Genomic DNA, 24,044 nt, shown 5'->3' with positions numbered 1-24,044 from the left:
GTTCGTCCTGAGGTCATGATCGGCGTAGGTGCCACGGGAGCCAGAGGGCGGAGGTGAGCAGTCCGATCCCGGCGGCGGCTATGGCCGCGCGGGTTGAGCTCAGCGTGGCCAGTGCGCCGAGGGCGGTGATGGAGATCGGCCAGATCATCCGGTTGGTGATGGTCCAGGCCGCCGAGACCCGGGCCATGAGCTCGTCGGGAATCACCGCGAAGCGATGGGCGACGAACAGCGGGTTGAACGCCCCAGCGCACACCAGGAGCAGGGTGTCGCACACGATGATGACGGCTGCGCCCGCCAGGCCGGGTGGGGCGAACGCGATCGGGATGAGCCACACCGCCCGGGCCGCCCCCAGGACCACCATCAGGCCATCACGGTTGCTCACCAGGCGTTCCAGCCGGGGAGCCAGCAGGGCACCGACCAGGCCCCCGAGGGCGGGCACGCCCAGGGCGAGCCCGAACAGCCAGGCAGGTAGACCTAGGTCGTCGAGCATCAGGTACATGATCAACGGGCTGGAGGCCGCGATCATCGCGCCGAAGACCATGGCGTTGATGAACAGTGGCCGCAGCGTGGGGTGGCCAAGGATGAACCTCCACCCGGTGCTGACCTCCCGCCGCCAATGGTGGTCAGGCGCGCGGGGTGGGGGTGCCGGCTCGGGCCTGCGGATCCGGCTGATCCCCAGTGCTGAGGCCAGGAAGGCGATCGCGTTCAGCGTCACCGTCACTGTTGGTCCGACCGCAGCCAGCAGCGAGCTGCCGATCGGTGGGCCGGCGGTCGCGGTGATCCACTGCGTCGTGTCGATCCAGCTGGCCGCTGCGGTCCGCTGATCAACCCCGACCAGCGCCTTCAGGTGCGCGGAACTGGCCGTGTTGTTCAGCACGTGACCCAGCGCGGTGAGCGTGGCCGCGGTGAGCAGGTGGGCGTAGGTCAGGACGTCGGCAAGGTAGGCGATGGGGATGCTGAACAAGGCCGCAGCACGCGTCAGGTCCGCCGCGATCATGACCGGCCGCTTGCGATGGTGCTCGACCCAAGGACCCACCGGCAGCGCCAGTACTCCGGCCACCAGCGCCGAGAAGGCCACGATCACCGACAGGTGCAGCTGGGAGACCCGCAGGACCTCGACCGCGATGAATGGGATCGCCCCGGTCGCCAGCCCGGTACCGGTCTGACTCGTCGCCACCGCTGCCCACAGACGCCCGAAGTCCTCACTCAGCCCCGTGGACGCCACCACAAAACCCTAGACGTGCCCGGTGACGAACCCAGTCAGCCGAACCGCCGGCGCGCACCCCCACTGCCGTCTGCGGCGTGCATGCCTGGGGCGCACCGCCGGCCCAGGGCTGGTCGTGCTAGGTCTGGGCCCGCAGGTAGCGTCCGAAGTGCGGGACGGTGAACGCGATCCGGCCGCGCTCGCCGGAGTAGATCAGGCCCTTCTTCAGGAGGGCGTCTCGGGCGGGTGAGAGCGACTGCGGCTTGCGCCCCAGGTGGGCGGCGATGTCGGCGGTCGCGACCGACTCGACCTCATCCAGCTCCTCCCCCGCGGCCTGCTGCGCCGCGGCCAGGTCGGCCATCGCCCGCAGGTACTCCCGCTCACCCGGGGTCGCCCGCTCGTAGCGGGAGCCGAAGAAGCCGACGGCCAGCTCGGCCTCCGCGGCCGGGGAGGCGACGCGGACGTCCTCGACCTGGATCGGCGACTGCGGCGCCTGGTCCCAGACCTCCTTGCCGTAGGCCTGGATGAAGTAGGGGTAGCCGCCGGTCGCGGCATACATCGCGTCCAACGCCTGCGGGGCCCAGGAGGCGTCCTCGTCCTCGGCGGGCAGCTGCAGCGCCCGAGCGGCCTCCTCCCGGGAGAGGCGGTCGATCCGGTTGTATCGGAAGAGCCGCTCGGAGTAGGACTTGCTTGCCGAGAGCACGGCCGGCAGGTGGGGCAGCCCGGCCCCCACGACGATCACTGGCAGCGCCGTCTGCGACAACTCGTGACAGGCGGCGCACAGGGCCGAGACGTCGTCCGGCTGCAGGTCCTGCATCTCGTCGATGAAGATCGCCACACCCTTGCCGATGTCGGCAGCCAGCCCACCGACATCGGTGAACAGCTCGACGAGGTCGATCTCGATGTCTCCGGAGTCGGCCCGGCCGGTGATGGCGGGGGCGTCGATCCCCGGGTTCCACCGGTCACGCAGCTTGGCCCCCGGCTGGTCCTTCTGCGCGAACGCCTTGATCACCCCTAGGACGTGATCCACCTCCTGCCCCTGCGGGTGCCCCAGCTCGCGCACCGCGACGTGCAGAGCAGCCGCAACCGGCCGGCGCATGCCCTGCTCGGGGCGGGCTTCATACTTGCCGGTCCCCCACCGCGAGCGGACGGCCGTGGAGCGCAGCGCGTTGAGCAGCACCGTCTTGCCGACCCCCCGCAGCCCGGTCAAGACCATGGAGCGCTCGGGCCGCCCCCGGCGGATCCGCTCCAGCACCACCTGGAAGCGGTCCAGCTGCTCGTCCCGCCCGGCGAGCTCGGGCGGGCGCTGGCCGGCGCCGGGGGCATACGGGTTCCTGATCGGGTCCACGATGGGACTGTATGTCGTTCTCTAGCGTGCGCGGTACAAACACGCAGAGAAGTCGAGCATCGCCCCCCAGATGCCGCGATCGTTCCGGTGGGCCGGCCCCCGATCCAAGACAGCCAGAAGGCCAGGCCGCGCCCAGTGCGCGACCCGGCCTTCGGCTCGAAGAGGTCCGCTCAGATGCGGGCGCCCTCGCCGGTGGCCTCGGCCAGGTTGTTGTGCTGGATGCGCACATCCTCCTTGGCCTCGTTCAAGGCGTCGACCAGACGCGGGGTCAGGGTCGGCTTGAACTCCTCCCACGCGCCACGGAACTTCTCCGAGTTGGCACCGGTCCACACGGCGTCGCGCAGGGCGCCGTCAATGTCACCGGACACCCGCTGGATGTCCTCCGCGGAGTTCTGCAGGGTCCGGAAGAGGCGCTCGAGTGTCCCGAGCTCGCCACCAACTGCACCAGCCATGATTGTCTCCATTTCCGAGGGTTTGATCGGTCTAGACCGCACCCCCCAACGTTCCCCTCGGCGGGGCGATCCAGGCATCACGCTATGCAAGGCCCGTGGGTCCTGTCCACCGCTGCGTGGGCATCATCAGGTCAAGCGGAGTGTTTGGCACGAACCTGCCGCGCGGGCCCGTGACCTACCCCGGCCAGATGAGTTGCACGCGCTCGGCTTGACCCCCCGTGATCAGGTAACCCCCGCCCGGCGGGAGGGCCTGGCCGTAGGCCGACCGGTTGAGCCGGGCGCCGAACATATCGGCGTCCGAGCTGCTCTGCGGGCTGAGCATGATGCCACTGCCGGACTTCTTCAGCGTGGCGGCCGGGCCCCGGTAGTGCGACTGCAGGTCACCTGGCGAGCCGGCCCCGACGAGGATCTTGGGCGCGTCCCGCATCGCCTCGAGGGTCTTGACCAGGGCGTCAGCCAGCCAGCCGTCGGCGCCGACCAGCTCCAGGTCATCGACCGCCACCAGCAGCGGTCCATCGGCGGCCGCCAGCTCGGCCAGCTGGGCAGTGACCTCGCTCTGGTCGCTGGTCAGGTCCCACGGCCCGTGCACCCCGGGCCGTCCCGCCAGCGAGCGCAGTGGGCTGGTCCGGGGGGTGACCACGACCACCGGCCAATCCCGGGCCAGGGCGGCGCGCACCATCTGCAGCAGGGCCGAGGAGCGGCCGGTGCGGCGGGAGCCGGTGACGAGCAGGCCCGGGCCGTGGTCGATGGCGTCCAGGTAGCGGATGCCGAGGGTGTCGCCACCGACCGCGACCGGCAGCGAGGTCTCCGGCACGGACAGCCCCTGCTCGACCTCCTCCACCGCCATCCGGTCCGCCTGGTCGGCGTCAAAACGGACCGGCAGCACGTCGACGTGGAAGGGACGGCGGGAGCGGGGCAGCTCGGCATACCGGGCGGTGGACTCCCGCCCCAGCTCCTGCAGGGCTCGCACCTGCGCGGTGCCTGCAGGGTCGGCGTCGAGCAGCGCCACCTGGGTCTCGCGCAGTCCCTCAGCCCGGAAACCCCGGCCCTCGGGCATCGAGTCCGGCACCTGCTTGCTGTTCATCCCGATCGAGGCAAAATCGGACTTGTCCGTCATCCGCAGCATGATCTTGTCGTCCAGCAGCGTCGACATCCGGCCCAGGGACAAGGATCGGTCGCCGGTCATCACCACCCGCACGCCGACCGCGCCGCCCTCCTGCAGGATCTGCTGGAAGGCGGTCACCAGGCGTCCTCCGTCCAGGGCGTCGTAAGCCTGGTAGAAGCCCTCCCACCGGTCGAAGAGGATGAGGACGTAGGGCAGGCGACGGTCCGGCTCGACCGCGGCGCGCTGCTCGGTGATGTCGGCAAAACCGGCCTCGGCGAGGTGCTGCTGACGCTGGCTGATCAGCCCCCGCAGGCGGGTCACGAGTCGGTCCATCCGGTCCGTCTGGTCACGGCTGACGACCGCGCCGACGTGCGGCAGGGTCACCAGGGGCAGGAGCGCGTTGTTGCCGCAGTCCACTCCGTAGACGTGCACGTCGGCCGGGGAGACGTCGCGTGCGACGGCCCCGGCGATCGCCCGCAGCAGGGTGGAACGGCCGCTGCGGGCCGCCCCGACGACCGCCAGGTGACCGCCGGCGCGCAGGTCGTAGGTCGCCACGTCGCGGCGCTGCTCCGCCGGCAGGTCCACGGCACCCAGCGGCAGCACCAGCCGGTCAGCGGTGGGGGCGCCGTGGGGAAACTGCTCCAGCACCTCCTCGAGGGTGACAGCCTCCTCCAGCGCGGGCAGCCACGGGCTGGGCGGGGCTTGGATGCCGGAGGATGCACTGGCCTCCTGGCAGGCAGCCACCAGCGTGGCCAGGTCGCTGGGGATGCTGGCGTCCTCCTCCCCGGCGGCGACCCGGGGTGGGGCCACCCCGAGCTCGCGGAACGGCATACCCCGCAGCTCCACGTCGGCGGCCCTGCCCTGACCGCGGGGCCGACCACCCACTCGGGAGGACTGGAAGGGGATGAGGCTGCTGTGGCCCAGCCGGGCGTAGGCGCGACCGGGCGTCGTCTTGGCGATGTGCGCGGCGTCGGGGGCCTCGATGACGTCCTGGGAGTCGTTGGTGTCGGTGACCCGCAGCGCGATCCGCAGGTTGGTGTTGGACTTGATCTCGGCGCTGACCACGCCGGCCGGGCGCTGGGTGGCCAGAATGAGGTGGACCCCGAGCGAGCGGCCCCGCCGGGCGATGTCCACCAGACCGGTGACAAAGTCGGGCAGCTCGGCAACCAGGGCGGCGAACTCGTCGATGACGATGAGCAGCCGCGGCATCGGCGGATCGTCCGGCCGCCGCGTCGCCAGGTAGTCCTCGATGTCCTTGGCGTCGGCGTCGGCCAGCTGGTGCTCGCGGCGGCGCAGCTCGGCCCCGAGGGACTCCAGCGCCCGCCCGGTCAGGTGGCCGTCGAGGTCGGTGACCATGCCGACGGTATGCGGCAGCCGGTTGCAGTCCTTGAACGCCGCCCCGCCCTTGTAGTCGACGAGCACGAAGGTCATCTCGTCGGGCCGGTTGTGCGCCGCCAGCGAGGCGATGACGGTCTGCAGCAGCTCGGACTTGCCCGATCCGGTGGTGCCGGCCACCAGCCCGTGCGGTCCGTCCTTGACCAGGTCGATGCTGAAGCTGCCGTCGACGCCCTCGCCGACGACCGCCTCCGTGGTCCGCCCGACCTGCTGCCAGCGCTGCTCGATCGCCGCCCCGGTGGGCGGGTCGAGGCGCAGCACGTCCAGCAGCCGGCTCGAGGAGGGGATGCTGGCGGCCGCCTCCTGGGCCGAGACGTCGCGCACCGGGGCGATGGCCCGCCCCACCCGCTCGGCCCAGGCCGGGCTGACCAGGTCGGGCCGGACGGCCTCGACGACCGTGCGTTGGGTGAACCGGAGGCTCATCAGCGGCTCGTCGGCCTGCACGACCGCCCGGCACTCCTCGGGTAGCAGCCGCACGTCGTCGTCGAGGCACAGGAAGGTCATGCCCACCGAGGGGCCCTGCTGCAGCAGCGCCACCATGCCGGGCAGCAACCGCAGCCGCCGCGAGCCGTCGAGGACGACCAGCATCGGGGCGTAGGCAGGGCGGTTGGCCGAGCTCAGCCCCGAGTTGCCCCCGGCCTCGGCCAGTCGTGCCTCCAGGATGCCGACCAGCTCGCCGATCCGTCGGCCAGTCGTCTGGTCATCTACCCCCACCTGCGCCAGCTCGGGGTCGCCGTCGTCGGAGCGCAGGTGCGGGAGCCAGCGGGCCCAGTGCCAGTCCTCCTCACCGTCCTCGGTGGTCAGCAGGGTCATGTCCAGGTCGACGGGCGAGTGCAGGACGGCGAGCTGGGCGAGCACCCAGCGGGCGACCGCGCGGCGCGCGGGGCCCGCGATGCCGGTGACCCCCGACTCGTGCAGCCGCACGGTGACCGGCACGTCGGGGGCGGTCCACACCAGGTCGCCCTCGTGCTCCTCGCGGCTGCTCACCTTGATCTGCACGCTGGAAAGCTGGTCCGCGGTCCCGAACCTGGCGACCAGCCAATCGGGGTCGGTCCTCCTGCGCTCCCACAACCGGGCGCGGGGACCGATGGCCGTCATGAGGATCTCGCCGGGGTCGGCGAAGTCCCGGCGGCGCGCCGTGCGCTCGTCGGTGAGCCCCTCCAGCGCCGCCTGCTGCACCTTGCGGGTGCGCCGGGTGAACTCGGCGAAGTCGGCGCGGTAGCGCTTGCGGTCGCCGGTCCGGCCCATGATCCAGTTGCTCAGCGCCATCAGCGGGGTCAGCACGATGAAGATCAGGGCGGCAGGGCGCTGGTAGATCATGTACAGGGCGACGCCGGCCACCGCGGGGAGCAGGATCATCGGCCAGGGGATCATCTGCGAGACCGAACGCTTGGGCTCGGTCGGCAGGGTGAACTCGGTCTCGCGCGGCGCCGGCAGCAGCCGCGGCGGCCGGTTGTAGTCCAGCGTCGCGCCCTGCGGGCTTGGCGACAGCGAGGCGTCCGGTGCGGTAGGGATGGTCAGCTCCAGCAGGCAGGGGCCCACCGCCAGCGACTGGCCCGGCTCCCACGTCTGCCCCTGGGCGACCTCTTCCCGCTCCAGGTGCAGCATCGGCACCGGGTCCTCCGGGCTGAGCACCCGGGTGCCCGGCGGCAGCTCGGCATAGGTGCTCTCGCCGGCCTTGCGCTGCTTGATCTCCCCGTCGACGTCGAGCACGATCGGCCCGGCCAGCGCGCGGCTGCGCTGCACCGGCTGCTGCAGGGTGCCCAGCAGGTCCGGCTCGGGCAGGAGCTCGACGGACCCGTCCCACTGCACCCGGAGGGTGAGGCACAGGTCGGGTATGTCGAAGCCCTCCGGCAGGGTCACCACCGCCTGGGGGTCGGCACCGACCGGGTGGTCCCCGACCTCAAGTCGGGTAACCAGGCCGGCGCCCGGGCCCGAGGCGATCCGCACCTCGATTAGTCCGGCCGGCTCGGCGAGCACGTCGGACACCGGTGCGTCCAGACCCACGATGGCCCCGTGCCGGACCGGGCTCTGCGACAGCGGCTGGCTCGGGTCGAGCCGCAGCCGGCCCAGGTAGAGCTCGGGGGGTGTCGTGGCGGCGGCAGGATCCTGGGTTGACACCGTGAGGCCCGCTCCGCCGCCGTGGCGCTGGCCCATGGCGCCGGGGAAGCCGGGGGCCTGGTGGGCGCTCGACCCGCCGGAGTTGGGGGCCCCCGCGTGGGCGGCGTCCGGCCCGGCCGCAACCAGCCGAAGGTGCCCTCCCTCACCGTGGCGGCTCTCGGCCAGCGGCGTCTGGAGGCGGCGTCCCAGCGCGAGCGCAAGGTCACCGACGGTGGCGTCGTCCTCGGTCTCCACGACCATGTCGTGCGGGAACGCCGGTGCTCCAGGGACGGTGCTGGCGACCGCCGTGATCAGCAGTCGCACCCGGTCATCCCGACTCGCGTGCGGCAGGTGCCAGGTGGCCTACCAGGGCGGCTGTCTCCGGCTCGAACCCATCGTCGGCCAGCACCGTGGTCATGTCCTGCGCCACCCTGGAGGCGGTGTCCGGGTCGTGGCCGCCCAGCAGACGCAGCAGGTCGCGCCACAGCGCCTGCGAGCGGGGGACCAGGGTCAGTCCCGAGCGCAGGGTCTGCTCGGCAGCAGTGCTGTCGCCGGCGCCAGCCTGCGCCGCCGCGGCCCGCCGTGCCGCCGCGGTGGCCACCACGCGCCCGTCCCGGGCCGCGGCGTGGAAGGCCAGCCAACGGTAGCGGTCGGCCGGGGTGGCCGAGAACATCTCGCCGCGCGCCTGCGCGAGGACCGCGCCGAGCCGTTGCGGGTCGTCGGCGTGCTGCTGGGCGGCCGCGGCCAGCTCCAGCCAGTCCACGTGCACCGCCGGGGACAGGCGCCAGCGGCCCTCGTCATCCCGCGCGAGCAGAGGGACGCCCTGGGGGTCGGTCCCCAGCCACCGGATCGCCGCGGCCAGCGTGGCCTCGACCACGTCGTCCTCGACCCCGCGGGGCCACAGCGAGACCCGCAGCACCGACTCGTGCACGCCGCCAGGGTGCAGAGCAACCAGGCAGACCAGCTCGGTGAGCAGCGCCTCACGGGCCGGGTCGACCTGGTGCGGCGCCTGCACCTGGACCGGACCGAGCAGGCGGACGTGGGCCAGGGCGCGGGACCGGTCGTGCATCGCGCCGGCGGTCCGGACATGCCCAGCACCCGCCTGGGGCAGGGTCGAGACGGCCTCCTGCGGACCCATCGCGGCCACGGTGCCGGTGGCCTGGGTGGCGGCTTCGCTCGCGTCGCGCAGCCAGTGCGCCACCGAGGACAGGTCCTCGTGCCGCAACCGGCGGGCGCTCCCGCTGAGGCCGAGCGCACCCAGGTCGAGCAGCCCTCCCCCGTCGACGGTGAAGCGCCAGCGGGCGGCCAGGGTCTGGCCGACGCACACCGCGGCGAGGCTGTTGCGGCCCTGGGTGAGCAGCTGGGTCAGGCGCTGCGCCTCCTCGGCACCGGGCTGACCGGACAGCACCACCACGTGGGGACGCAGGTCTGCACCGGCACCGGCGAGCCGCCCGGCGAGCACACCGTCGACGCCGAGCCGACGGGTGAGCTCCTCACGCTCCGCGACCCCGGCCTGGAGCCGGCCCAGGACGTCCTCGAGCGAGGTTGCGGCGTGGACCCGGCCGGGCGCCAGGTCGGCGAGGGCATCGGCCCCGGCGAAGCCGACCAGGGTGACCTGCACCCCGTCGGACCAGGGGTGGGTGAGCAGGTCGACGACCGAGGCGAAGGCGACCTCGCGGGCCACACTGACCTCGCCGCCGATGCTGACCAGTCCGGGCGCCGCCTCCAGGTCGACGAGCAGGTCGAATCCATGCGAGACGGCGATGTTGACCAGGGCCGGCCAGGGCGCGGACGCCGCGGGCTGCAGCCCGGCCAGGTCCTCGCGCCGCACGGACCAGACGCGACCGTCCTCGACCTCACGCCAAGGGGCAGGCGGGGCGGCGTGGCCGGAACCGGCGAGGTGCACCAGGACCTGCTCGTCGTTCACGTAGACCGCGGTCGGGTCGGGCAGCGGCAGCTGCTGCTGGGCGCGCCCCTCGGCCAGGACCCGCAGGGCCAGGTCTAGCAGGGCGGCGCGGCCGGGGGTGCCGGCCAGGAGCAGCGCCTCCTCCTGCGTCGAGGGGTCTCCGTAGGGACCCCGGCGCGTCGACAAGGCCAGGGCAAGGCCGGCGAGGATCATGCCGCCACCCAGGGTGAGGTCGCCAAGGTCGACGCCGTTGCGGGCGGGCTGACCGGCCAGCGCGCTCGGCATACCGGCTCCGTCCTGTCCCGCGCCGGCGCGTGTCTCATCGGCATGTACGGCGCCGCTCGCACCCAGGGTGGAACCAGTGGCTGCCCCCGCCTGCAGGTCGCCAGCCCCGTCGGCGCTGCCCAAGTCGATCCCTGTCTCGCCGGCGGCGGTGCCGGCCTCCACCACGGCGGCGGTGTCGGTCTCCAGCGGTGTGCTGGTGAAGGGCAGATGGGCACGCACTGCGGTGATGGCCGGGCCGGAGGCGTCGGCCGGCATGACCAGTTGCCACCCAGGCTGGATGAGGTCGGCGTCGACCAACCGGCGCCCGTCGGGCTGGACGCGCTCCTTGTTGAGCTCGTAGATCTCCTTGTAGCGGAACGGGTCGCCGAGCGTCCGCTCCGAGATGTCCCACAGGGTGTCGTAGTTGCGGCCCTCAGGCGGCTTGACCTCGTAGAACTTGGTCACCTGGGCCTCCGCGCGCGGACCCGCGGCCAGGCCCGCCGCGTCCTGCGCCACCTGCCCGGTGGCCTCGCCCGCCCGCTGCACGGCCGAGTGCACCGAGGCCCCGGGCCCCTCCAAGTTCGCCAGTGCGCTCGACGCGCTTGCCCCGGCGTCGGTGGTGACGACGGCCGTCGGCTCCTGCTGGCCGGGCATGGTGCCGGTGGCCGTGGCAGTGCCTGCGAGCAGCAGCACCCCGGCCACCAGACGCCGGGCCAGCAGCTGCGAGCCACCGCCGGCGGGCACCAGGTGGGGCAGCCGACCGGCCCGGGCAGCCCGCCACTCCGCGACCAGGCAGACCACGAAGTGCGCCCACACCACCCAGATCAGGGCGGCGACGATGTTGATGAGCGCGTCGGAGGTGATCGGCGCGGTGAGCCAGCTGGTGCTGGGGGCCGAGGTCGGCAGCGGGTTGCCGACGAAGTACACGAGCGCCGCAGGCACGCCGACGACGAGCAGCAGGATACCCAGCAGGGAGAGGGCCCCTGCTCCGGCAGCGCGCTCCTGGCGGGGCGGGCGGGGCAGGTGGTCCTCGGCCGTCCGGGGACGGTATGCGCTGCTGGCGCCGCCGCCCTTGTCGGTCTTCGCGCCTCGATCCGGACGTCGAGGTGTGGTGGTGCTCATAGGCTCTCCCCGCTGTTGCCTCGGCCGGCTCAGGGCCGGACCAGCGCCTGGACCTCGTTGACCGGGATCTGCGCCGTGCCTGACTTGGTAAACTCGTGGAACTGCTCCCAGCGGCCGTTGATCCGGGCGTCGACCTGCCACTTGACGTGGATCTCGGCCTCGAAGAAGTCGCCGGGCTGGTTGAGACTGGACTGTTCGTAGGCGTACCAGCACGCGTCGGGCAGAGTCTGCGGGGTGTCGTTGGCATCAGCCTGCGTCCCGGGGCCGGGGCAGGTGATGGACGGACCCTCCCGACCCTCCGGGTAGACCAGCATCTCGGTGATCTTGGCCCGCATCTCCACGCCCGGGGCGGCCAGGCTGACCCGCATCTCGTCGTCGCCGAAGTTGTAGAAGGCGATGTCGTCGTTGACGAACGGTAGGGGGTTGGGCGAAGCCATCAGGACCGGGACGGGCACATTGCCCCGGTTGACGAAGCGGTCCATGAACCGCTGCTGGTTCTCGGTGAGGAAGACCAGGTCTGGGTCGCCGTGCTCGAAGGGCCAGATGCCGACTGCGAGGTGGATGCCGTCAGGCTCGATCTCGAAGGTCTCCGGGTCGATCCCCCGCAGGCAGCGGTGCCAGTACCAGGCGGCGTCATCGCTGTTGATGAGGTTGGCTGCCTGCAGTTCCTCCTCGTTCAGCGGCTCGTCCCAGCACTCCGGGAGCGGGTCATCGCCCAGGATCTCCTCGATGGTGACCCCGCTGAAGGCGTTCGCCCGCACGCAGACACCGCCGATCGAGCTGGGCGAGGCGATGAGCGAGCATGCGCCGTCACCGGTCTGGTAGGTCTTGATCCGGACCTTCTTGCCGTTGTTCCAACTCCCACCGCCGTCACCGGGCTTGACCGGGGGATCGCCGAGCGCGGCCGCCTGCGGGGCGAGGAGGGCGAGGCTGACGCCGGCGGCAGCCAGGGCCGCCAGGCCCCGGCGCAGGGCTCGGGTTCTGCGCTGCGTGGTCATGTCGGTCCTCCCCAGGTCACCAAAGGCGGGCTGGCACGTCAGTGGTCAGGCAATCGTATGCCCCGGCCCACATCGCCTCAACCAGCCAGGCGTCCGGCTCCGCCGGGTCCTCGACCAGAGCGTACTCGACAGAGGTGATGGTGGTATCGGTGAAGCCCTCGGCGCCCAGGGCGAAACCGGTGGAGATGATGCAGCCCTGGACGCTCGCTGTGCCGTCCTCGTCGCCGGGACCGATGTCCAGCGGGGTGAAGGGCAACGGCCCTGGGTAGGTCTTGCCGAACTCGTCCCCGAGGTAGTCCATCAGGGCCTCGTGCTCGTCCGGGTCGAGGGTAGCCAGCCAGTCCGCGCGCTGGGGGTCGTCGGCGTTCACGGCGCGGGCGAACTCTGCGTTGAAGCGCAGCACGGCCTGCAGCCGTGGATCGTCGGCGAACGCCTCGGAGACGTCCCCCGGAACCCGGCCTGGCTCGGCCGTGAAGGTGGCCCACACCTCGGGCTCGTCGTCCTCGACCGGGGGTTGCGTGGTGCGCGCGTCCACATCCACGGCGTCCGGGGCCGTCGCGGGCTCGGTTGTCCCGTCCGCGCCGTCCGCGCCGTCCGCGTCGTCCGCGGGGGGCCGGCTCGCGGTGGGCGTCGGGGTCGGGTCCGTCGTGCTGCTGGCGAGGGCACCCGGGGCGACGGTCGCGGCGCCGTCGGGGCCACCGCTGCCGCCGGCGCAGGCCCCCAGGGCCAGCACCACAGGGAGCAGGAGCAGGCCGGCCGGTCGCGCCGTCGCTCGGCGCCGGCTACGGCTACGGCTCTGGGACGGGCTCAGGGACGGGCTCAGGGACATCGAGCACTCCTTCGACAGGCTGGGCCCGGCCCTCGCCGGACGCGGACAGGGACTGGACGCCCACCATCCCAAGCAGGGTGGTGGGGATCTGGGTCTGCACTCGGACGACCACGACCAACGGCCGGGGCGGGCCCTCGGGGGCCGGGTCGAGGCGGATCAGCTCGCAGCCGGTCACGTGCTGCTGTCCGAGGACCGTGGAGCAGTACTCGGCGACCAGGTCGCCCGCCTCGGCGGGATCCAGCGCCAGCGGCAGTTGGGGCTGGATCGCCTGGGCCCCGGCACGAGCCGCCTCCTCGGCGTAGGCGACGGCCTGGCCGCGGGCGTTGAGCTGCCGGGAGGCGTCGATGACCAGCCCGGCCAGCATGAGCATGACCAGCGCCATGATCGGCACGATGGGCAGGATCGAGCCCCGATCGCTCACCCCCACCCCCCTCACGGTGAGATCCCGCGCCTCTGGTCGATGACGGAGGAGAAGGTCGCTGTCGGGGTCATCGTGCCCGGAGCCCCCGGCAGCCCGATGTCGGAGAGGCTGTAGCTGCAGCTGGCCCGAATGGTCAGCGTGCTCCCCGGCTCGAAGGTGCCGGTCAGCATGACGGCCGCGGTCTCCCCGCAGCCGGTGACAGCCTCGGTGTTCTCCTGGACCACCGCGAGCGCGTTGGCCCTGGCCTCCTCGACCGAGCGGGACTGGGTCGCCACCCGCGCGGCGTCGCGGGCACCGGCCTCGAGGTGGCCGTTGGCCCAGGCCACGCGGCCGTAGGTCCACGCCAGGGCCAGGAGCAGAAGCACGATGGGAGCGGCGAAGGCCATCTCCAGCGCGATCGAGCCGCGCTCGCGCCGTCGGCCGCGCCGCGGTGGCCGCCGGTGCGAGCCGGTAGGGCCAGCGAGGTCGGTGGCCATGCGGCTCCTCTCCGTGTGGGCGGTGCGGTCGTGGGGGTATGCAGCGGGGTATACGGGCGAAGTATGTCGGCTGGCGGAGTCTGCGGGGGTGGGACGGGGCTAGGAGCCGGCCGGCTCCAAAAAGCGTTCGACGGTGCCCGAGGCCTCGGCGCTGGCGGTGAGGTCGAGGCCGGGGACCAGGGTGATGACCCGCCCCGTGACGGTCACGCTGACCCGGGCGCTCCCGTCCCCCTGCTCCAAGTAGCTGCTCTCGGCCGAGGGGTCGACCAGCCCGGCGCCCCCGACACTGGCCGCGAACCGTTCGGTGCGCTCCAAGGCCGGGTCACGCAGCAGCGCATACGTCTCCTGGTCCTCGGCGAGCCGCAGCTGGGAGACGCCCTCGCGGGCCGCCTGGGTCGCGGCGGCCCGGCCGTAGAAGAAGAAGGCCGCCTGCAGGCTGAAGAAGATCAGGGCCAGCAGGGTCGGCGCGACGATCGCCAACTCGAGGGCGGCGCTGCCACGCTCCCGGGCGTGCCGCCGCCACGGGAGAGCGACGCGCCGGCGGCCCGCCACCGGGCCGGCCACGTCAGCAGGTGCCGCCGGGGCCGAGATTCCCACACTCCTGCACCGTCGCGGCCCGGGACTCGATGACGTTGTAGACGGCGGCGCCGATGAGGGCGGCCGCGACCACCACGACGGCTGCGATCAGCGCCCATTCCAGGGCCGAGGCCCCGCGGTCCTTCCGGGCCAGCAGGTCGCGGCGCACCCGGTGCAGGTAGGTGACAGGCTTCATCCTCGTGCTCTCCTCGTCATGACGAGCGTGTGCTCATGGGGCCAAGTGTGGAGGTGGTGGTCCGGTCTCTGCCCCTGACCCCCGCCTGATCTTCCCACGCCGCACACGCTACGCCAACCCGGTCATGTGGGCTGGGCCATCAGAGCCGTCAGGGCGGGGTAGGCCAGGTAGATCAGGAAGGCGATGACGAGGAGCATCTGCGCGACCAGCATCGACTGCGACCGCTCCCCCTCATCACCCTCGGACTCCGAGAGCGCCTTGCGGCGCATCGTGGCCGCGCGGGCCGACAGCGACTGCCGGATCTTGGCCCCATCGTCCGCCGCGAGGAGCAGAGCTCCCGACAGGCTCTCCAGCTCCTCCAGGCCGATGTCGCGGCCGAGCTCGCCGAGGGCCTCCCACGGGGTGGTGCCGAACAGGCGGGCGTTGGCCAGGGTCTGGCGGATGCGGACCATGGACCAGTGGTCGCTGACCGAGGAGGCGGCCAGCAGAGCCTCGGGCAGGCCGCGCCCGCCGGCCAGGTTCATCGAGACCAGGTCCAGGAAGATCCCGACCGTGCGGCGGAACTCACGGCGACGCTTGTCCGCCTCGGCGCGCAGGGTCAGGTCCGGCAGGAAGAAACCGAGCAGGCCCAGCAGCAGCGCTACCCCCAGGGGCAGGGTGCTGCCCAGGTCCAGCCCGCCCAGCCGGGCCGCGCCCCAAGCCAGGGGTGCGACCAGGATCATGATCAGACCGCTCACCACCTTGGTGGCCAGCATGGCGCCCACGCTGCGGTTGAGGATGGTCAGGTCTGTCCGGTGCCGGGACAGCTGCCAACCGCGGCGGGCCGCCACGACCTCCAGCCGGTCGGCCAGGGTGGTCATGACGGTCCGCCCCCGCCGGCTCATCTCTGCGAAGGAGGTGTCGAAGTCGCTGAGGGTGTGGGTCTGCATGGACCGGGACCCGGCGTCGATCCGGGCCACCAGGGTGGCCACCCCGGGGCGGGGCCGCAGCAGGGCCCGGACGAACAGGTACACCCCTAGCCCGGCCAGGCCTCCGGCCAGCATGGGCCACAACAACGGGGTCACCGGCGGTCACCGTCCCGGGCGCCGCCGCGGACGGCTTCACCCTCACGCACGCCGTCCTCGACCTGCCCCATGAGCCGCTCCATGTCACGGGCCCGGGCGGTGCGGTCCACGACGAGGAAGCGGCTGATCTGCTCCGGCTGGGAGAGCCTGCGCATCCACAGCAGCCCCGCCCCGAACACGGCGGCCACCAGGACCAGGACGATCTGGCCCTCCAGGGTGCCGTAAGGCTCGACGTAACGCTGGTTGAAAATTGCCAGCCCGCCCATGACGCCGAGCACGAGCCCCACGATGATCTTGACCGACCGGCGGATCGAGCGGCGCCCTGCCGCGATCCGGCGGCGCATGTCCAGCTCCTCGCGGGTGGACTGCGCGAGCGCCCCGAGCACGTCCCGCAGGCCTGGTCCCCGCAGCCGCGCATTGAGCACCAGCGCCGAGCAGATGACGTCGGCCGAGGGGTCGTCCAGGTCCTCGGCGAAATGGATCAGCGCCTCGGGCAGCGGCTCCCGGATCCGCAGCCGGTCCACCATCAGGTTGAGCGAGGGACGGATGGTCGCCCCGGCGTTCGTGGCCGTCGCCGGGATCGCCTGCTCCAGGCCCACGGCCCCGGCGATGGTGTCCCGCAGGGACTCGGTCCAGGTGGCCAAGGCCTCCAGGGTGTTGATCCCGCGTGTCTCGGCGCGGGCGTCGCCGGTGAGCTGGTCCCAGAAGGCGACCAGCATCCCGATGCCGACCCCGGCCACAACCCAGCCGGTGAGCAGCAGCACCAGCAGCCCGGAGACGACACCCAGGGAGAGCCTGGTGGTGACCCCCTTGAGGGTCACCCCGCGGAACCGGCTGGGCGTGCCCGGGTCCCGCTCGGGCAGCCCGACGACGGCGAGGACGGCGACATACAGGCCGAGCCCGATCAGGGCGCCGGTCGCCATCGGCAGCAGCAGCTGGTAGAGCCCCCCGCCCACGCTCACTCCCAGCGGTGGAGCATGGCCGGGGAGTAGCCGTACGCCACCAGGTCGTCGATGCACTCGATCGGGGCGCGGGCACGGGCGACACCGTCGGGGCCGGCGGCGAAGACCTCTGAGGAGAGCACCCGCCCGTCGATCCCGGTGACCTCCCGGATCGACTGCACCCCGCGGGCCATCCCCCCGCCCGTGGCGTGGTCGTTGCGCTTGCGCATGAAGACCACGAAGTTGATCGACCCCGCGATGAGCATGTGCGTGGCCTCGACCGGCAGGTTCTCCTCCGCCTGCAGGGCGTAGGTCGCGATGCGGTTGAAGACCTCCATCGAGGAGTTGGCATGGATGGTGGACAACGAGCCGTCGTTGCCCTGGCTCATGGCGTTGAGCATGGTGACGATCTCATCGCCGAGCACCTCGCCGACGATGACCCGGGAGGGGTTCATCCGCAGCGAGCGCCGGACTAGCTCGGCCATGGTCACCGCGCCCAGGCCCTCGGAGTTGGGCAGGCGCTCCTCGAAAGCCACGACGTTGGGGTGCTGGTCCTCGAACTTGTCCAGGCCCAGCTCGAGCGCCCGCTCGACGGTGACGAGCCGCTCGTGGGCCGGGATCTCGGCCGCGAGAGCCCGGAGCATGGTGGTCTTGCCGGAGTTGGTGGCGCCGGCGATCATGATGTTCTTGCGGGCGTGCACCGCGGCCCGCAGGAAGTGCATCACATCCTCGGAGAAGGTGCCGGTGGCGCGCAGGTCCTCCAGGGTGACCTGCCCCAGGCGCGCGCGGCGGATCGACAGGCTGGGCCGCTGGCACACGCCCATGACGGCCGAGAGGCGGGAGCCGTCGGGCAGCCGCAGGTCCAGTTGCGGGTTGGCCGAGTCGAACGGCCGGGAGGTCAGGCCGACGTTGGCGGCCAGGATCTGGATCAGCTCGATGAGCTCCTCGTCGCTGTCGGCGACGGGCGGGGCCATCTCCTCGCGGCCGTCGGCGTAGCCGACGAAGACCTTGTCGCAGCCGTTGATGTCGATGTTCTCGACGTCACGGTCCTCCAGGAGCGGCTGCAGGCGGCCGACGCCGAACAGGGCGGCGTGGATGGCCCCGGCGATCCGCTCCTCCTCTGCCGCGCTCGGTGGGACCCGGCCCTCGGTGATCTGGAGGGTGGCGTGGTCCTCGAGGACCTGGACGATCAGGGAGCGCGCGTAGTGCCGCTCGTCCTCGGCGCTCATGGGTCGCCGTCCAGCGACCTCGTCCCGGCGGCGCTGCTGGTTGAGCCGGTCGGCGACCTGGGCGCGCAGGGTGCGGACGAGGTTGTTCGTGGCGGTCAGCTCCTCGCGGCTGCCGGGGATGATGTCCGAGCTGGTCAGGCTCATCGCTGGACCCTCCACTTCTTCTTCTTCAGGTCACGGCGCGACATCGGCCGGTCTGCGTCGGGCTGCTCCTTCTGCGCCGCGCCAGCGTCCGCGCCGCCGTCGGGAAGACCAGACGCATCCCCGGCCTCGATCGCGTCGGTCGAGCCGGCCTGGGCGCCCGAGCCAGCTGGGCCGGCCTGGTCGACCTGGTCTGCTCCCCGCCCGGCCGGCGCGGGGTCCGGATCGGGCGCAGCGCCGTCGAGCAGGCTGCGCACCCGCTCGACGAGGGATCGTCCCGAGCGCACCAACATGGTCCGCTCCGGACGCACGAGCAGGTCGCCGTGGAACATCCGCTCGGCACGTGGCTCGTGCGCCACCATCCCCAGGTGGTGCACCTCGGGGACGTCGGTCAGCACGGTCGCTAGTGCGGAGGACGCCTCGGCCTGCTGCTGGACGTCGGCGATCGCGACCAGCCCGACCAGGGGTGCGTCGGGCCCCAGCGTGGCCAAGGTCCGGGTGAGGGCCGTCAGGCGCTGACGCATGTGCAGCACGCTGGCGGGGGTGGGGCGGATGACCCCGATGAGCATGTCGCTGCGCTCTGCCAACGACATCTGGCTGGACCGGACGCTGAGTTGCCCGAGGTCGAGGACCACGTCGGTTCCCGGCAGGTCGTGGAAGTTGCGGCCCAGGATCGGCCAGAAGGCGGCGGAGGCCTCGGCCTGCTCCGGGGAGTCCAGGCCCACGAGCACCCGCTGCCCGCCCTGGACGACCTGGCTGTGGTCGAGGACCACGCCTGGGGCCAGCCCATGCCGGGCTAGCGGCAGCAGGGTCAGCAGACCAGGGCGCTGGGTCAGCGCCATCCCGGCGTCGGTGGGCAGCCGCATGAGCAGGTCCCCGCCCGCGGGGTCCGCGTCGACCAGCAGCGTCGGCCGGGGCCACAGTGCGGCGGTCAGCATCGCGGTGCTGGTGGTGCCGGGGGCGCCCTTGGCCGAGAAGAAGGAGATCAGTGCCATGCCGGCCTCACTCGGTGCGCCAGTCCACGCTGGGCGCGGTGTCGGAGGCCAGGATCGAGACGGCCGCCGTGCCGGCAGCACTGGCGGAGATCACCGACGGCGCCGCGTCCTGGGGCAGGAGCAGGGTCACGTGCACGGTGTCCCGGGTCTCCAGGACCGGCCCGACCGCGACCACCTTCGCGGCAGCCACCAGCTCCTCGGCGTCGGTCGCGGCGGCGGTGCCGGAGGGGTCGGTGCGGTAGACGCGGACGATGTCGTTGACCTGCACCGCCGAGGAGGGGCGGCCCACCGAGGCGACGACCACGCCCACCTGCTCGGCGGCGGCAGGGGCCAGCGCCCGGGTGGTGAACATCTGCGCGGAGATGATGCTGCCCTCGGGGACGTAGGCGACCGAGGTGCTACCCACGAACTGCCCCAGGGAGCCGGCGGGCACCACCTGCGTACCGTCGTCGAAGGCGATCTCGGTGACCGAGAAGTCGTCGGCGGTGACGGTCTGGCCCTGCTGGATCGGTCCCTGGGCGACCAGGACCTGGACCCGCTCGCCGGTGCGGTAGACCAGCAGCGCACTGCCCAGTGCGCCGAGCAGGACGAGCAGCAGGGCCAGGATCGCCAGCGCGGGTCGACGGTCGCGGGGACGCGAGGGCAGGCGGTCGCCCGCCGCCCCGGGTCGCGCGGCGGTGGTGGTGCTCATCTGGTGGCTTACCCCTTCTCCAGTCGGCCGGTCGAGGCCGGCGCAAGGATGCGGCGCCAATCCTAGCTGCCGGGAGTGCCGTCCCACCCCCCGACCGAGGACCCGCACCCTGGCCAGGTCGGTGGCAGGATGGAGGGCATGGACCAGATCCCGACCGTGAGCGTGACCGACCTGCCCGACGACGCCGTGGTGGTGGACGTCCGCGAGCCGGACGAGTGGGCCGCTGGGCACGCCCCGGGCGCGGTCCACATCCCGCTCGGCGAGGTGCCAGAGCGTCTGGCGGAGCTGCCCGAGGGCGAGCCGCTGCCAGTGGTCTGCCGCAGCGGCGGCCGCTCGCAGCGGGCCGTCCAGTGGCTGGTGCAGCAGGGCTTCGAGGTCGTCAACGTCGACGGCGGGATGCGCGCTTGGGGTTCAGCCGGCAAGCCGCTCACGAGCGAGCACACGGATGAGCCGTACGTGCTCTGAGCCGGCCTCCCCAACCCGGTGCCCCTCGAGAGCCTGACGGGGGCAACCCATGACCACGAGAGCCACCTCCCGCACCGCGCTGACCCTCGCCGTCCTGGCTCTCCTCGCCAGCTGCGGCACGACCGCCACGCCCCCGGGAGGACCGACCACCATGGAGCCCACCTCGAGCGCCGCGCCGGGGAACGACGCCCGGGCCGCGCAGCACCGCACGCTGGCGATCCTGGAGCAGGTCTACGACCAGCTGCAGGCGCCCGACACACCGCCGTTGGCCGAGCAAGCGGCACCTGGCGCAGAGGCAGTCTGCACCCTTGACGAGTCCGACCCCGCCATGGCCTGGACGGAGATGGTCTTCCTGACCGTGGACTCCCCCGCGACCCAGGCCCGCCTGGCGCGAGAGTGGCTCGCCGCCGAAGGGTATGAGCAGACCCAGTCCCGGCAGGGCGGCACGATCACCAGCCACCTGTTCGACGGCTACACGGTGACCGTGGCCGAGTGGCCCGACGGCCGGGTGGAGCTGAACGTCGAGTCGCCCTGTCTGGCCGCCCCGGCGGATGGACGCTGAGGGCCCTTACTGCTCGCCCGTGCCCGGCGGGAGCGTGAAGACGCGCCCCTGCCAACCGAAGACGCGGGCCGCGTCGACCGCGTCGGGGCGCACGTCGGTGTAATGCACCATGGCCCGACCCACCGTGTGCCCCAGGTGGTCCTCGATCTCGCGGTGTGCCCGGGTGAGCACCTCGTGCGTGAGCTCGGGCTCGTGCAGAAGGGGCAGGAGGGGTATGGGGTGTCGCGACCCATCGGCCTTGGGCGCCCGGGCCTCGTGGTCGTCGGGGTGGCCGACGAACACCGGCCTGCCCGCCCGGAGCAGCTCCTCGACCAGGAGCGCCGTCGCGGTGCGGACGGACCCGTCGGCCACCCGCAACGTGCCTTCCCCCAGCACCGCCACCTGCCCGCGACGCAGGAACGGCGCGACGCGCCATACCCCCGCCGGGCTCGCTGGGACCTGCTTGGCGGCCACCACCTTGGCCAGCTCGACACGGACCTCACCCGTGCGGGTCCGGACCCGCACCGACTGCTCGTCCCGTCCGACCAGCTCACCGAGCGCGTCAGTCGCCCGTTCCCCGCCCTCGATGAGCGAACGTACGACGACACGCCGGCCAAGCGGTATGCGGCGCAACACCGCCCGGGGGTCGGGCCACTCGTTGTCTGTGTCTGTGTCTGTTCGGGAGGGTGGCATGGCGATCGAGGCTACCCTCTCGAGAACATTCTATAGGAATCTAAACTCTTCGTAAGACGGCCATATTGAACGAGCGAGCCTACTTGAGGAATCGGCTCGTGCGGCGGTCGGCGAGCGGCTTCCCCCCGGTCTGGCAGGTGGGGCAGTACTGCAGCGAGGAGTCGGCGAAGGCGACCTCGTGCACGCTGTCCCCGCAGACGGGACAGGGCTCGCCAGTGCGGCCGTGGACGTTCATCCCGGCCCGCTTGGCGTCCTTGAGCTCGGCGGCGGGCTTCCCGGAGGCAGCGAGCACGGCGGCCTCCAGGGTGGTCCGCAGGGCCCGGTAGAGCTCGCCGACCTGCTCAGGCGTCAGGGAGGCAGCCAGGGCGAAGGGCGACAACCGGGCCGCGTGCAGGACCTCGTCGGAGTAGGCGTTGCCGACGCCGGCGAGCACGGACTGGTCCCGCAGCACGCCCTTGACCTGGGTGCGCCGGCCGGCGAGCAGCGAGGCGAAGGCCTCCTCGTCGAACTGCTCGGCCAGCGGGTCGGGTCCAAGAGAGGCGATGCCGGGCACGGCGGCCGGGTCGGTCACCACGTACGCCGCCAGGCCCTTCTTGGTCCCCGCCTCGGTGAGGTCGAACCCCGAGCCGTCGTCGAGCCGCACTCGCAGCGCGATGGGGCTCTTGCCCGGACGGACCCGGGTGGCGGGCACCTCGTCATACCAGCGCAGCCACCCGGCCCGGGCCAGGTGGAAGACCAGGTGGGTGCCGTCAACGTCCACATCGACGAATTTGCCGTGCCGGGCCACCCCGTCCACGGGTGAGCCGACCAAGGCGTCCGGCGGGGGCGCGTAGGTCTTGAGCACCGCGATCGAGCCCAGCTCGACGTCGGTGACGACCTGGCCCACCATGCGCCCGGCGAGGAAGTCGACGAGTGCCTGCACCTCCGGCAGCTCAGGCATCACCGGGCTCCATGCGAGCGGCCTCGTGCAGCAGCTGGTGCAGCCCGAACCCGTTGGGAGCCTTGAGCATGGGCGTGCTCACCCGCTTGCCGAGCAGCTCGTCGGTCGCGAACGGCAGGCCTGAGGAGAGCACCTGCTCGGCCGGGGTCAGCTCACGGACCGCGACCGCCCTGACCGCCTCGGGATGCTCCTGGACGAACTCGCCATAAATGACCGGGTCATGCTGGCCGTCGTCCCCGACGAGGATCCATCGGATGTGCGGGAACTCCGCGCGCAGGCGTCGCAGCTCACGTTCCTTGTGCTCCTGACCTGAACGGAACCACCCGGTGTTGGTCGGACCCCAGTCGGTGAGCAGCAGCGGCCCGACCGGGTAGTCGTGCCGGCGCAGGAACCGGGTCAGGGACGGGGCGGTGTTCCAGGCCCCCGTGGACAGGTAGAACACCGGCATGCCCGGGTGCTCGGCGGCCAAGGCGCGGTACATCGCGCTCATCCCCGGCACCTGCTCCCGGACCATCTCGGAGCGCACAAAGGTGTTCCAGGCCGCGATGAAGATGCGGGGCAGGTGGGTGACCATGACGGTGTCATCGATGTCGCTGACTAGGCCGACCTCGGCCTGCGGGTCGACGACCATCACCGAGACCGACAGCCTGTCCCCGTTGTCGAGGGCCAGCTGCGCTTCCTGCCACCCGGGGGCTAGCCCGTGCCCGGTGACCTCGACGTCGACGTAGCCGCCCCGGTCGGAGAGGGCGGTGGTCTGGGCCTGCCCGAGCCGGACCGTGACCCGGACGCCGTGCGCGGGCGCGGTGAGGAAGTGGCGGTAGCCGCGCTGGGCGATGTCGAGCAGGGTGTCCTCGGCGTGCGTCATCGCCTTGCGCGCCTCCTCCGGCTCGTGTCGGGAGAGCACGATGCGGGCGAAGACCCGGGCCTTGTGCGTGCTTCCGTAGCCGGTGAACCCGGTCACCCGTTCGTGCCAGCCGCGTCGACGCAGGCCGTTGCCGATACGCCGGCGGACGGAGTCCTCGATGCGGGCGGCGATGTGGGGACGCGCCATACCCGACACCCTAGTCGGCCCCGGTGGGTGGCCGGTCCGCGTCCGAGCCGACGAAGCGTGCACCCCCTCACCCGCCGTGCGTCGCAGCGGCGGCAAGGAGCAGGGCAGCGGCGAGCACCGAGCCCGTGCGCTCCAGCACGCGGGAGTGCCGGGCCAGGAAGGCCTGCCAACCGGGGGCGCCGAGTAGGACGTACTGCAGCACGGCCAGCGACCGGGACAGTCCGAAGGCCGCGCCGAGCACGACCGCCCAGCCCGGGGGCAGCACCAGCAGGAGCACGAAGGCGGCAGCGACGTAGGCGGCGGCCGAGGGGATCAGCGTCCGCCATCCGCAGCCGTACTCGAGCCCGAAGAGGAAACCGCCCCGGCCCATGCCGCGCTGGAAGACCTCCTGAGGGATGAGCTCGGTGCGCTGCGGCAGCCGCAGGCTGGGCGAGCGGACATCGAGCAGCACCAGTCCGACCGCCACCGTCGCGAACAACCCCAGGCGCACCGGTGCCGGCACCGGACTGACCAGCCCGGACAGCACCGCCAGGACCAACCCGGTGCCCACCCCGCCGAGCGTGGTACCCGCCGCGAAGGCCGCCCAGAGCGGGAGCTGCAGTCGAGGGCCTCGGACCGAGGCCACCAGCGCCCACGCGCTGTTGACGCCTCAGGTGGAGCCGGACAGCGCCAGGCCGGCCACGACGATGCCGAACAGGGCGGGGACCAGCCAGGAGGCCGTGCCGCCCACCTGTCCGAGCGTGGTCAGCGCCGCGATCGCCAGCCCGGTGGCGCCGACCAGCAGCAGCAGCGACAACGGGTCCGCCGCCCAACGCCGGACCGGGCCGATCCCGGCCGCCGCGTCCAGGATGACCGGGAGGTCGCCGCCTTCCCCGTTCCCCGGACCAGCCGTAGTCATCGG

General features: G+C 72.4%; 23 protein-coding genes. 2 read left to right on the top strand and 21 right to left on the bottom strand.

Going from position 1 to position 24,044, the window contains the following annotated elements:
- Positions 1-13: 13 nt before the first annotated feature.
- From FY030_RS00705 to FY030_RS00630, 16 genes are all read right to left on the bottom strand, one after another.
- Positions 14-1,225, bottom strand: a complete 1,212-nt coding sequence (locus FY030_RS00705; RefSeq protein ID WP_192498667.1) for an MFS transporter — start codon at positions 1,223-1,225, stop codon at positions 14-16.
- A gap of 118 nt (positions 1,226-1,343) precedes the next feature.
- Entirely contained in the window at positions 1,344-2,552 is a 1,209-nt protein-coding gene (locus tag FY030_RS00700) for an ATP-binding protein (RefSeq protein ID WP_158059835.1), read from the bottom strand.
- A 170-nt stretch (positions 2,553-2,722) separates the two neighbouring features.
- Positions 2,723-3,004 carry a WXG100 family type VII secretion target gene (locus FY030_RS00695; RefSeq protein ID WP_158059834.1) on the bottom strand — a complete coding sequence of 94 codons (282 nt, stop codon included), beginning with the start codon at positions 3,002-3,004 and terminating at the stop codon, positions 2,723-2,725.
- Between the two features lie 175 nt (positions 3,005-3,179).
- Entirely contained in the window at positions 3,180-7,928 is a 4,749-nt protein-coding gene (locus tag FY030_RS00690) for an FtsK/SpoIIIE domain-containing protein (RefSeq protein WP_158059833.1), read from the bottom strand.
- Positions 7,929-7,932: 4 nt separating this feature from the next.
- Positions 7,933-10,896: a LysM peptidoglycan-binding domain-containing protein gene (locus FY030_RS00685; protein ID WP_158059832.1), complete on the bottom strand. Its 2,964-nt coding sequence runs from the start codon at positions 10,894-10,896 to the stop codon at positions 7,933-7,935.
- 29 nt (positions 10,897-10,925) lie between these two features.
- A complete protein-coding gene (locus tag FY030_RS00680) occupies positions 10,926-11,894 on the bottom strand; it encodes a hypothetical protein (protein WP_158059831.1) in 969 nt (322 codons plus the stop codon).
- A 16-nt stretch (positions 11,895-11,910) separates the two neighbouring features.
- The gene (locus tag FY030_RS00675; protein ID WP_158059830.1) at positions 11,911-12,723 is read right to left on the bottom strand and encodes a hypothetical protein; all 813 of its coding nucleotides are present in this window, start codon (positions 12,721-12,723) and stop codon (positions 11,911-11,913) included.
- Positions 12,683-13,144 (bottom strand): Tad domain-containing protein, encoded by a 462-nt coding sequence (locus tag FY030_RS00670; RefSeq protein WP_158059829.1) that lies wholly within the window; start codon positions 13,142-13,144, stop codon positions 12,683-12,685. The genes FY030_RS00675 and FY030_RS00670 overlap by 41 nt, the downstream gene beginning before the upstream one ends.
- An 11-nt stretch (positions 13,145-13,155) precedes the next feature.
- Positions 13,156-13,620 (bottom strand): TadE family protein, encoded by a 465-nt coding sequence (locus FY030_RS00665; protein ID WP_158059828.1) that lies wholly within the window; start codon positions 13,618-13,620, stop codon positions 13,156-13,158.
- 99 nt (positions 13,621-13,719) lie between these two features.
- Entirely contained in the window at positions 13,720-14,217 is a 498-nt protein-coding gene (locus FY030_RS00660; RefSeq protein ID WP_158059827.1) for a TadE/TadG family type IV pilus assembly protein, read from the bottom strand.
- The gene (locus tag FY030_RS00655) at positions 14,186-14,392 is read right to left on the bottom strand and encodes a hypothetical protein (protein WP_158059826.1); all 207 of its coding nucleotides are present in this window, start codon (positions 14,390-14,392) and stop codon (positions 14,186-14,188) included. The genes FY030_RS00660 and FY030_RS00655 overlap by 32 nt, the downstream gene beginning before the upstream one ends.
- Positions 14,393-14,514: 122 nt before the next feature.
- A complete protein-coding gene (locus tag FY030_RS00650) occupies positions 14,515-15,456 on the bottom strand; it encodes a type II secretion system F family protein (RefSeq protein WP_238348486.1) in 942 nt (313 codons plus the stop codon).
- Entirely contained in the window at positions 15,453-16,412 is a 960-nt protein-coding gene (locus tag FY030_RS00645; protein ID WP_238348485.1) for a type II secretion system F family protein, read from the bottom strand. Before FY030_RS00645 ends, FY030_RS00650 begins: the two co-directional genes overlap by 4 nt.
- Before the next feature lie 2 nt (positions 16,413-16,414).
- Complete coding sequence (locus FY030_RS00640; RefSeq protein ID WP_158059825.1) at positions 16,415-17,770, bottom strand: TadA family conjugal transfer-associated ATPase; 1,356 nt, start codon at positions 17,768-17,770, stop codon at positions 16,415-16,417.
- Positions 17,767-18,762, bottom strand: coding sequence for a CpaE/TadZ family protein (locus FY030_RS00635; RefSeq protein ID WP_158059824.1), 996 nt, complete (start codon positions 18,760-18,762; stop codon positions 17,767-17,769). The genes FY030_RS00640 and FY030_RS00635 overlap by 4 nt, the downstream gene beginning before the upstream one ends.
- A 7-nt stretch (positions 18,763-18,769) precedes the next feature.
- Positions 18,770-19,453 carry an SAF domain-containing protein gene (locus FY030_RS00630; protein ID WP_158059823.1) on the bottom strand — a complete coding sequence of 228 codons (684 nt, stop codon included), beginning with the start codon at positions 19,451-19,453 and terminating at the stop codon, positions 18,770-18,772.
- 138 nt (positions 19,454-19,591) lie between these two features.
- Here FY030_RS00630 and FY030_RS00625 point away from each other — a divergent pair, with 138 nt between their 5' ends.
- Both FY030_RS00625 and FY030_RS00620 read left to right on the top strand, forming a co-directional pair.
- A complete protein-coding gene (locus FY030_RS00625) occupies positions 19,592-19,918 on the top strand; it encodes a rhodanese-like domain-containing protein (RefSeq protein ID WP_158059822.1) in 327 nt (108 codons plus the stop codon).
- A 49-nt stretch (positions 19,919-19,967) separates the two neighbouring features.
- Positions 19,968-20,480: a hypothetical protein gene (locus tag FY030_RS00620; protein ID WP_158059821.1), complete on the top strand. Its 513-nt coding sequence runs from the start codon at positions 19,968-19,970 to the stop codon at positions 20,478-20,480.
- 6 nt (positions 20,481-20,486) lie between these two features.
- Here the strand turns inward: FY030_RS00620 and FY030_RS16665 are convergent, their stop codons facing one another.
- From FY030_RS16665 to FY030_RS00595, 5 genes are all read right to left on the bottom strand, one after another.
- Entirely contained in the window at positions 20,487-21,152 is a 666-nt protein-coding gene (locus tag FY030_RS16665; RefSeq protein ID WP_238348484.1) for a putative acetyltransferase, read from the bottom strand.
- Positions 21,153-21,231: 79 nt separating this feature from the next.
- Positions 21,232-22,092, bottom strand: coding sequence for an Fpg/Nei family DNA glycosylase (locus FY030_RS00610; protein WP_158059820.1), 861 nt, complete (start codon positions 22,090-22,092; stop codon positions 21,232-21,234).
- Positions 22,085-23,143 (bottom strand): App1 family protein, encoded by a 1,059-nt coding sequence (locus tag FY030_RS00605; RefSeq protein WP_158059819.1) that lies wholly within the window; start codon positions 23,141-23,143, stop codon positions 22,085-22,087. The genes FY030_RS00610 and FY030_RS00605 overlap by 8 nt, the downstream gene beginning before the upstream one ends.
- A 67-nt stretch (positions 23,144-23,210) precedes the next feature.
- Positions 23,211-23,693 carry a hypothetical protein gene (locus FY030_RS00600; RefSeq protein WP_158059818.1) on the bottom strand — a complete coding sequence of 161 codons (483 nt, stop codon included), beginning with the start codon at positions 23,691-23,693 and terminating at the stop codon, positions 23,211-23,213.
- A 99-nt stretch (positions 23,694-23,792) separates the two neighbouring features.
- Positions 23,793-24,041, bottom strand: coding sequence for a hypothetical protein (locus tag FY030_RS00595; RefSeq protein WP_158059817.1), 249 nt, complete (start codon positions 24,039-24,041; stop codon positions 23,793-23,795).
- Positions 24,042-24,044 lie beyond the last annotated feature (3 nt).

Origin of the sequence: Ornithinimicrobium pratense, from assembly GCF_008843165.1 — a bacterium.
Lineage (GTDB): Bacteria > Actinomycetota > Actinomycetes > Actinomycetales > Dermatophilaceae > Ornithinicoccus > Ornithinicoccus pratensis.
This window is presented reverse-complemented; position numbering and strand designations above follow the sequence as displayed.

Coding starts and splice junctions, on each gene's coding strand:
- FY030_RS00640 (WP_158059825.1), bottom strand. CDS start 17,770: ATGAGCCTGACCAGCTCGGACATCATCCCCGGCAGCCGCGAGGAGCTG.
- FY030_RS00630 (WP_158059823.1), bottom strand. CDS start 19,453: ATGAGCACCACCACCGCCGCGCGACCCGGGGCGGCGGGCGACCGCCTG.
- FY030_RS00610 (WP_158059820.1), bottom strand. CDS start 22,092: ATGCCTGAGCTGCCGGAGGTGCAGGCACTCGTCGACTTCCTCGCCGGG.
- FY030_RS00675 (WP_158059830.1), bottom strand. CDS start 12,723: ATGTCCCTGAGCCCGTCCCTGAGCCCGTCCCAGAGCCGTAGCCGTAGC.
- FY030_RS00625 (WP_158059822.1), top strand. CDS start 19,592: ATGGACCAGATCCCGACCGTGAGCGTGACCGACCTGCCCGACGACGCC.
- FY030_RS00655 (WP_158059826.1), bottom strand. CDS start 14,392: ATGAAGCCTGTCACCTACCTGCACCGGGTGCGCCGCGACCTGCTGGCC.
- FY030_RS00595 (WP_158059817.1), bottom strand. CDS start 24,041: ATGACTACGGCTGGTCCGGGGAACGGGGAAGGCGGCGACCTCCCGGTC.
- FY030_RS00680 (WP_158059831.1), bottom strand. CDS start 11,894: ATGACCACGCAGCGCAGAACCCGAGCCCTGCGCCGGGGCCTGGCGGCC.
- FY030_RS00695 (WP_158059834.1), bottom strand. CDS start 3,004: ATGGCTGGTGCAGTTGGTGGCGAGCTCGGGACACTCGAGCGCCTCTTC.
- FY030_RS00605 (WP_158059819.1), bottom strand. CDS start 23,143: ATGGCGCGTCCCCACATCGCCGCCCGCATCGAGGACTCCGTCCGCCGG.
- FY030_RS00635 (WP_158059824.1), bottom strand. CDS start 18,762: ATGGCACTGATCTCCTTCTTCTCGGCCAAGGGCGCCCCCGGCACCACC.
- FY030_RS00620 (WP_158059821.1), top strand. CDS start 19,968: ATGACCACGAGAGCCACCTCCCGCACCGCGCTGACCCTCGCCGTCCTG.
- FY030_RS00685 (WP_158059832.1), bottom strand. CDS start 10,896: ATGAGCACCACCACACCTCGACGTCCGGATCGAGGCGCGAAGACCGAC.
- FY030_RS16665 (WP_238348484.1), bottom strand. CDS start 21,152: ATGCCACCCTCCCGAACAGACACAGACACAGACAACGAGTGGCCCGAC.
- FY030_RS00665 (WP_158059828.1), bottom strand. CDS start 13,620: ATGGCCACCGACCTCGCTGGCCCTACCGGCTCGCACCGGCGGCCACCG.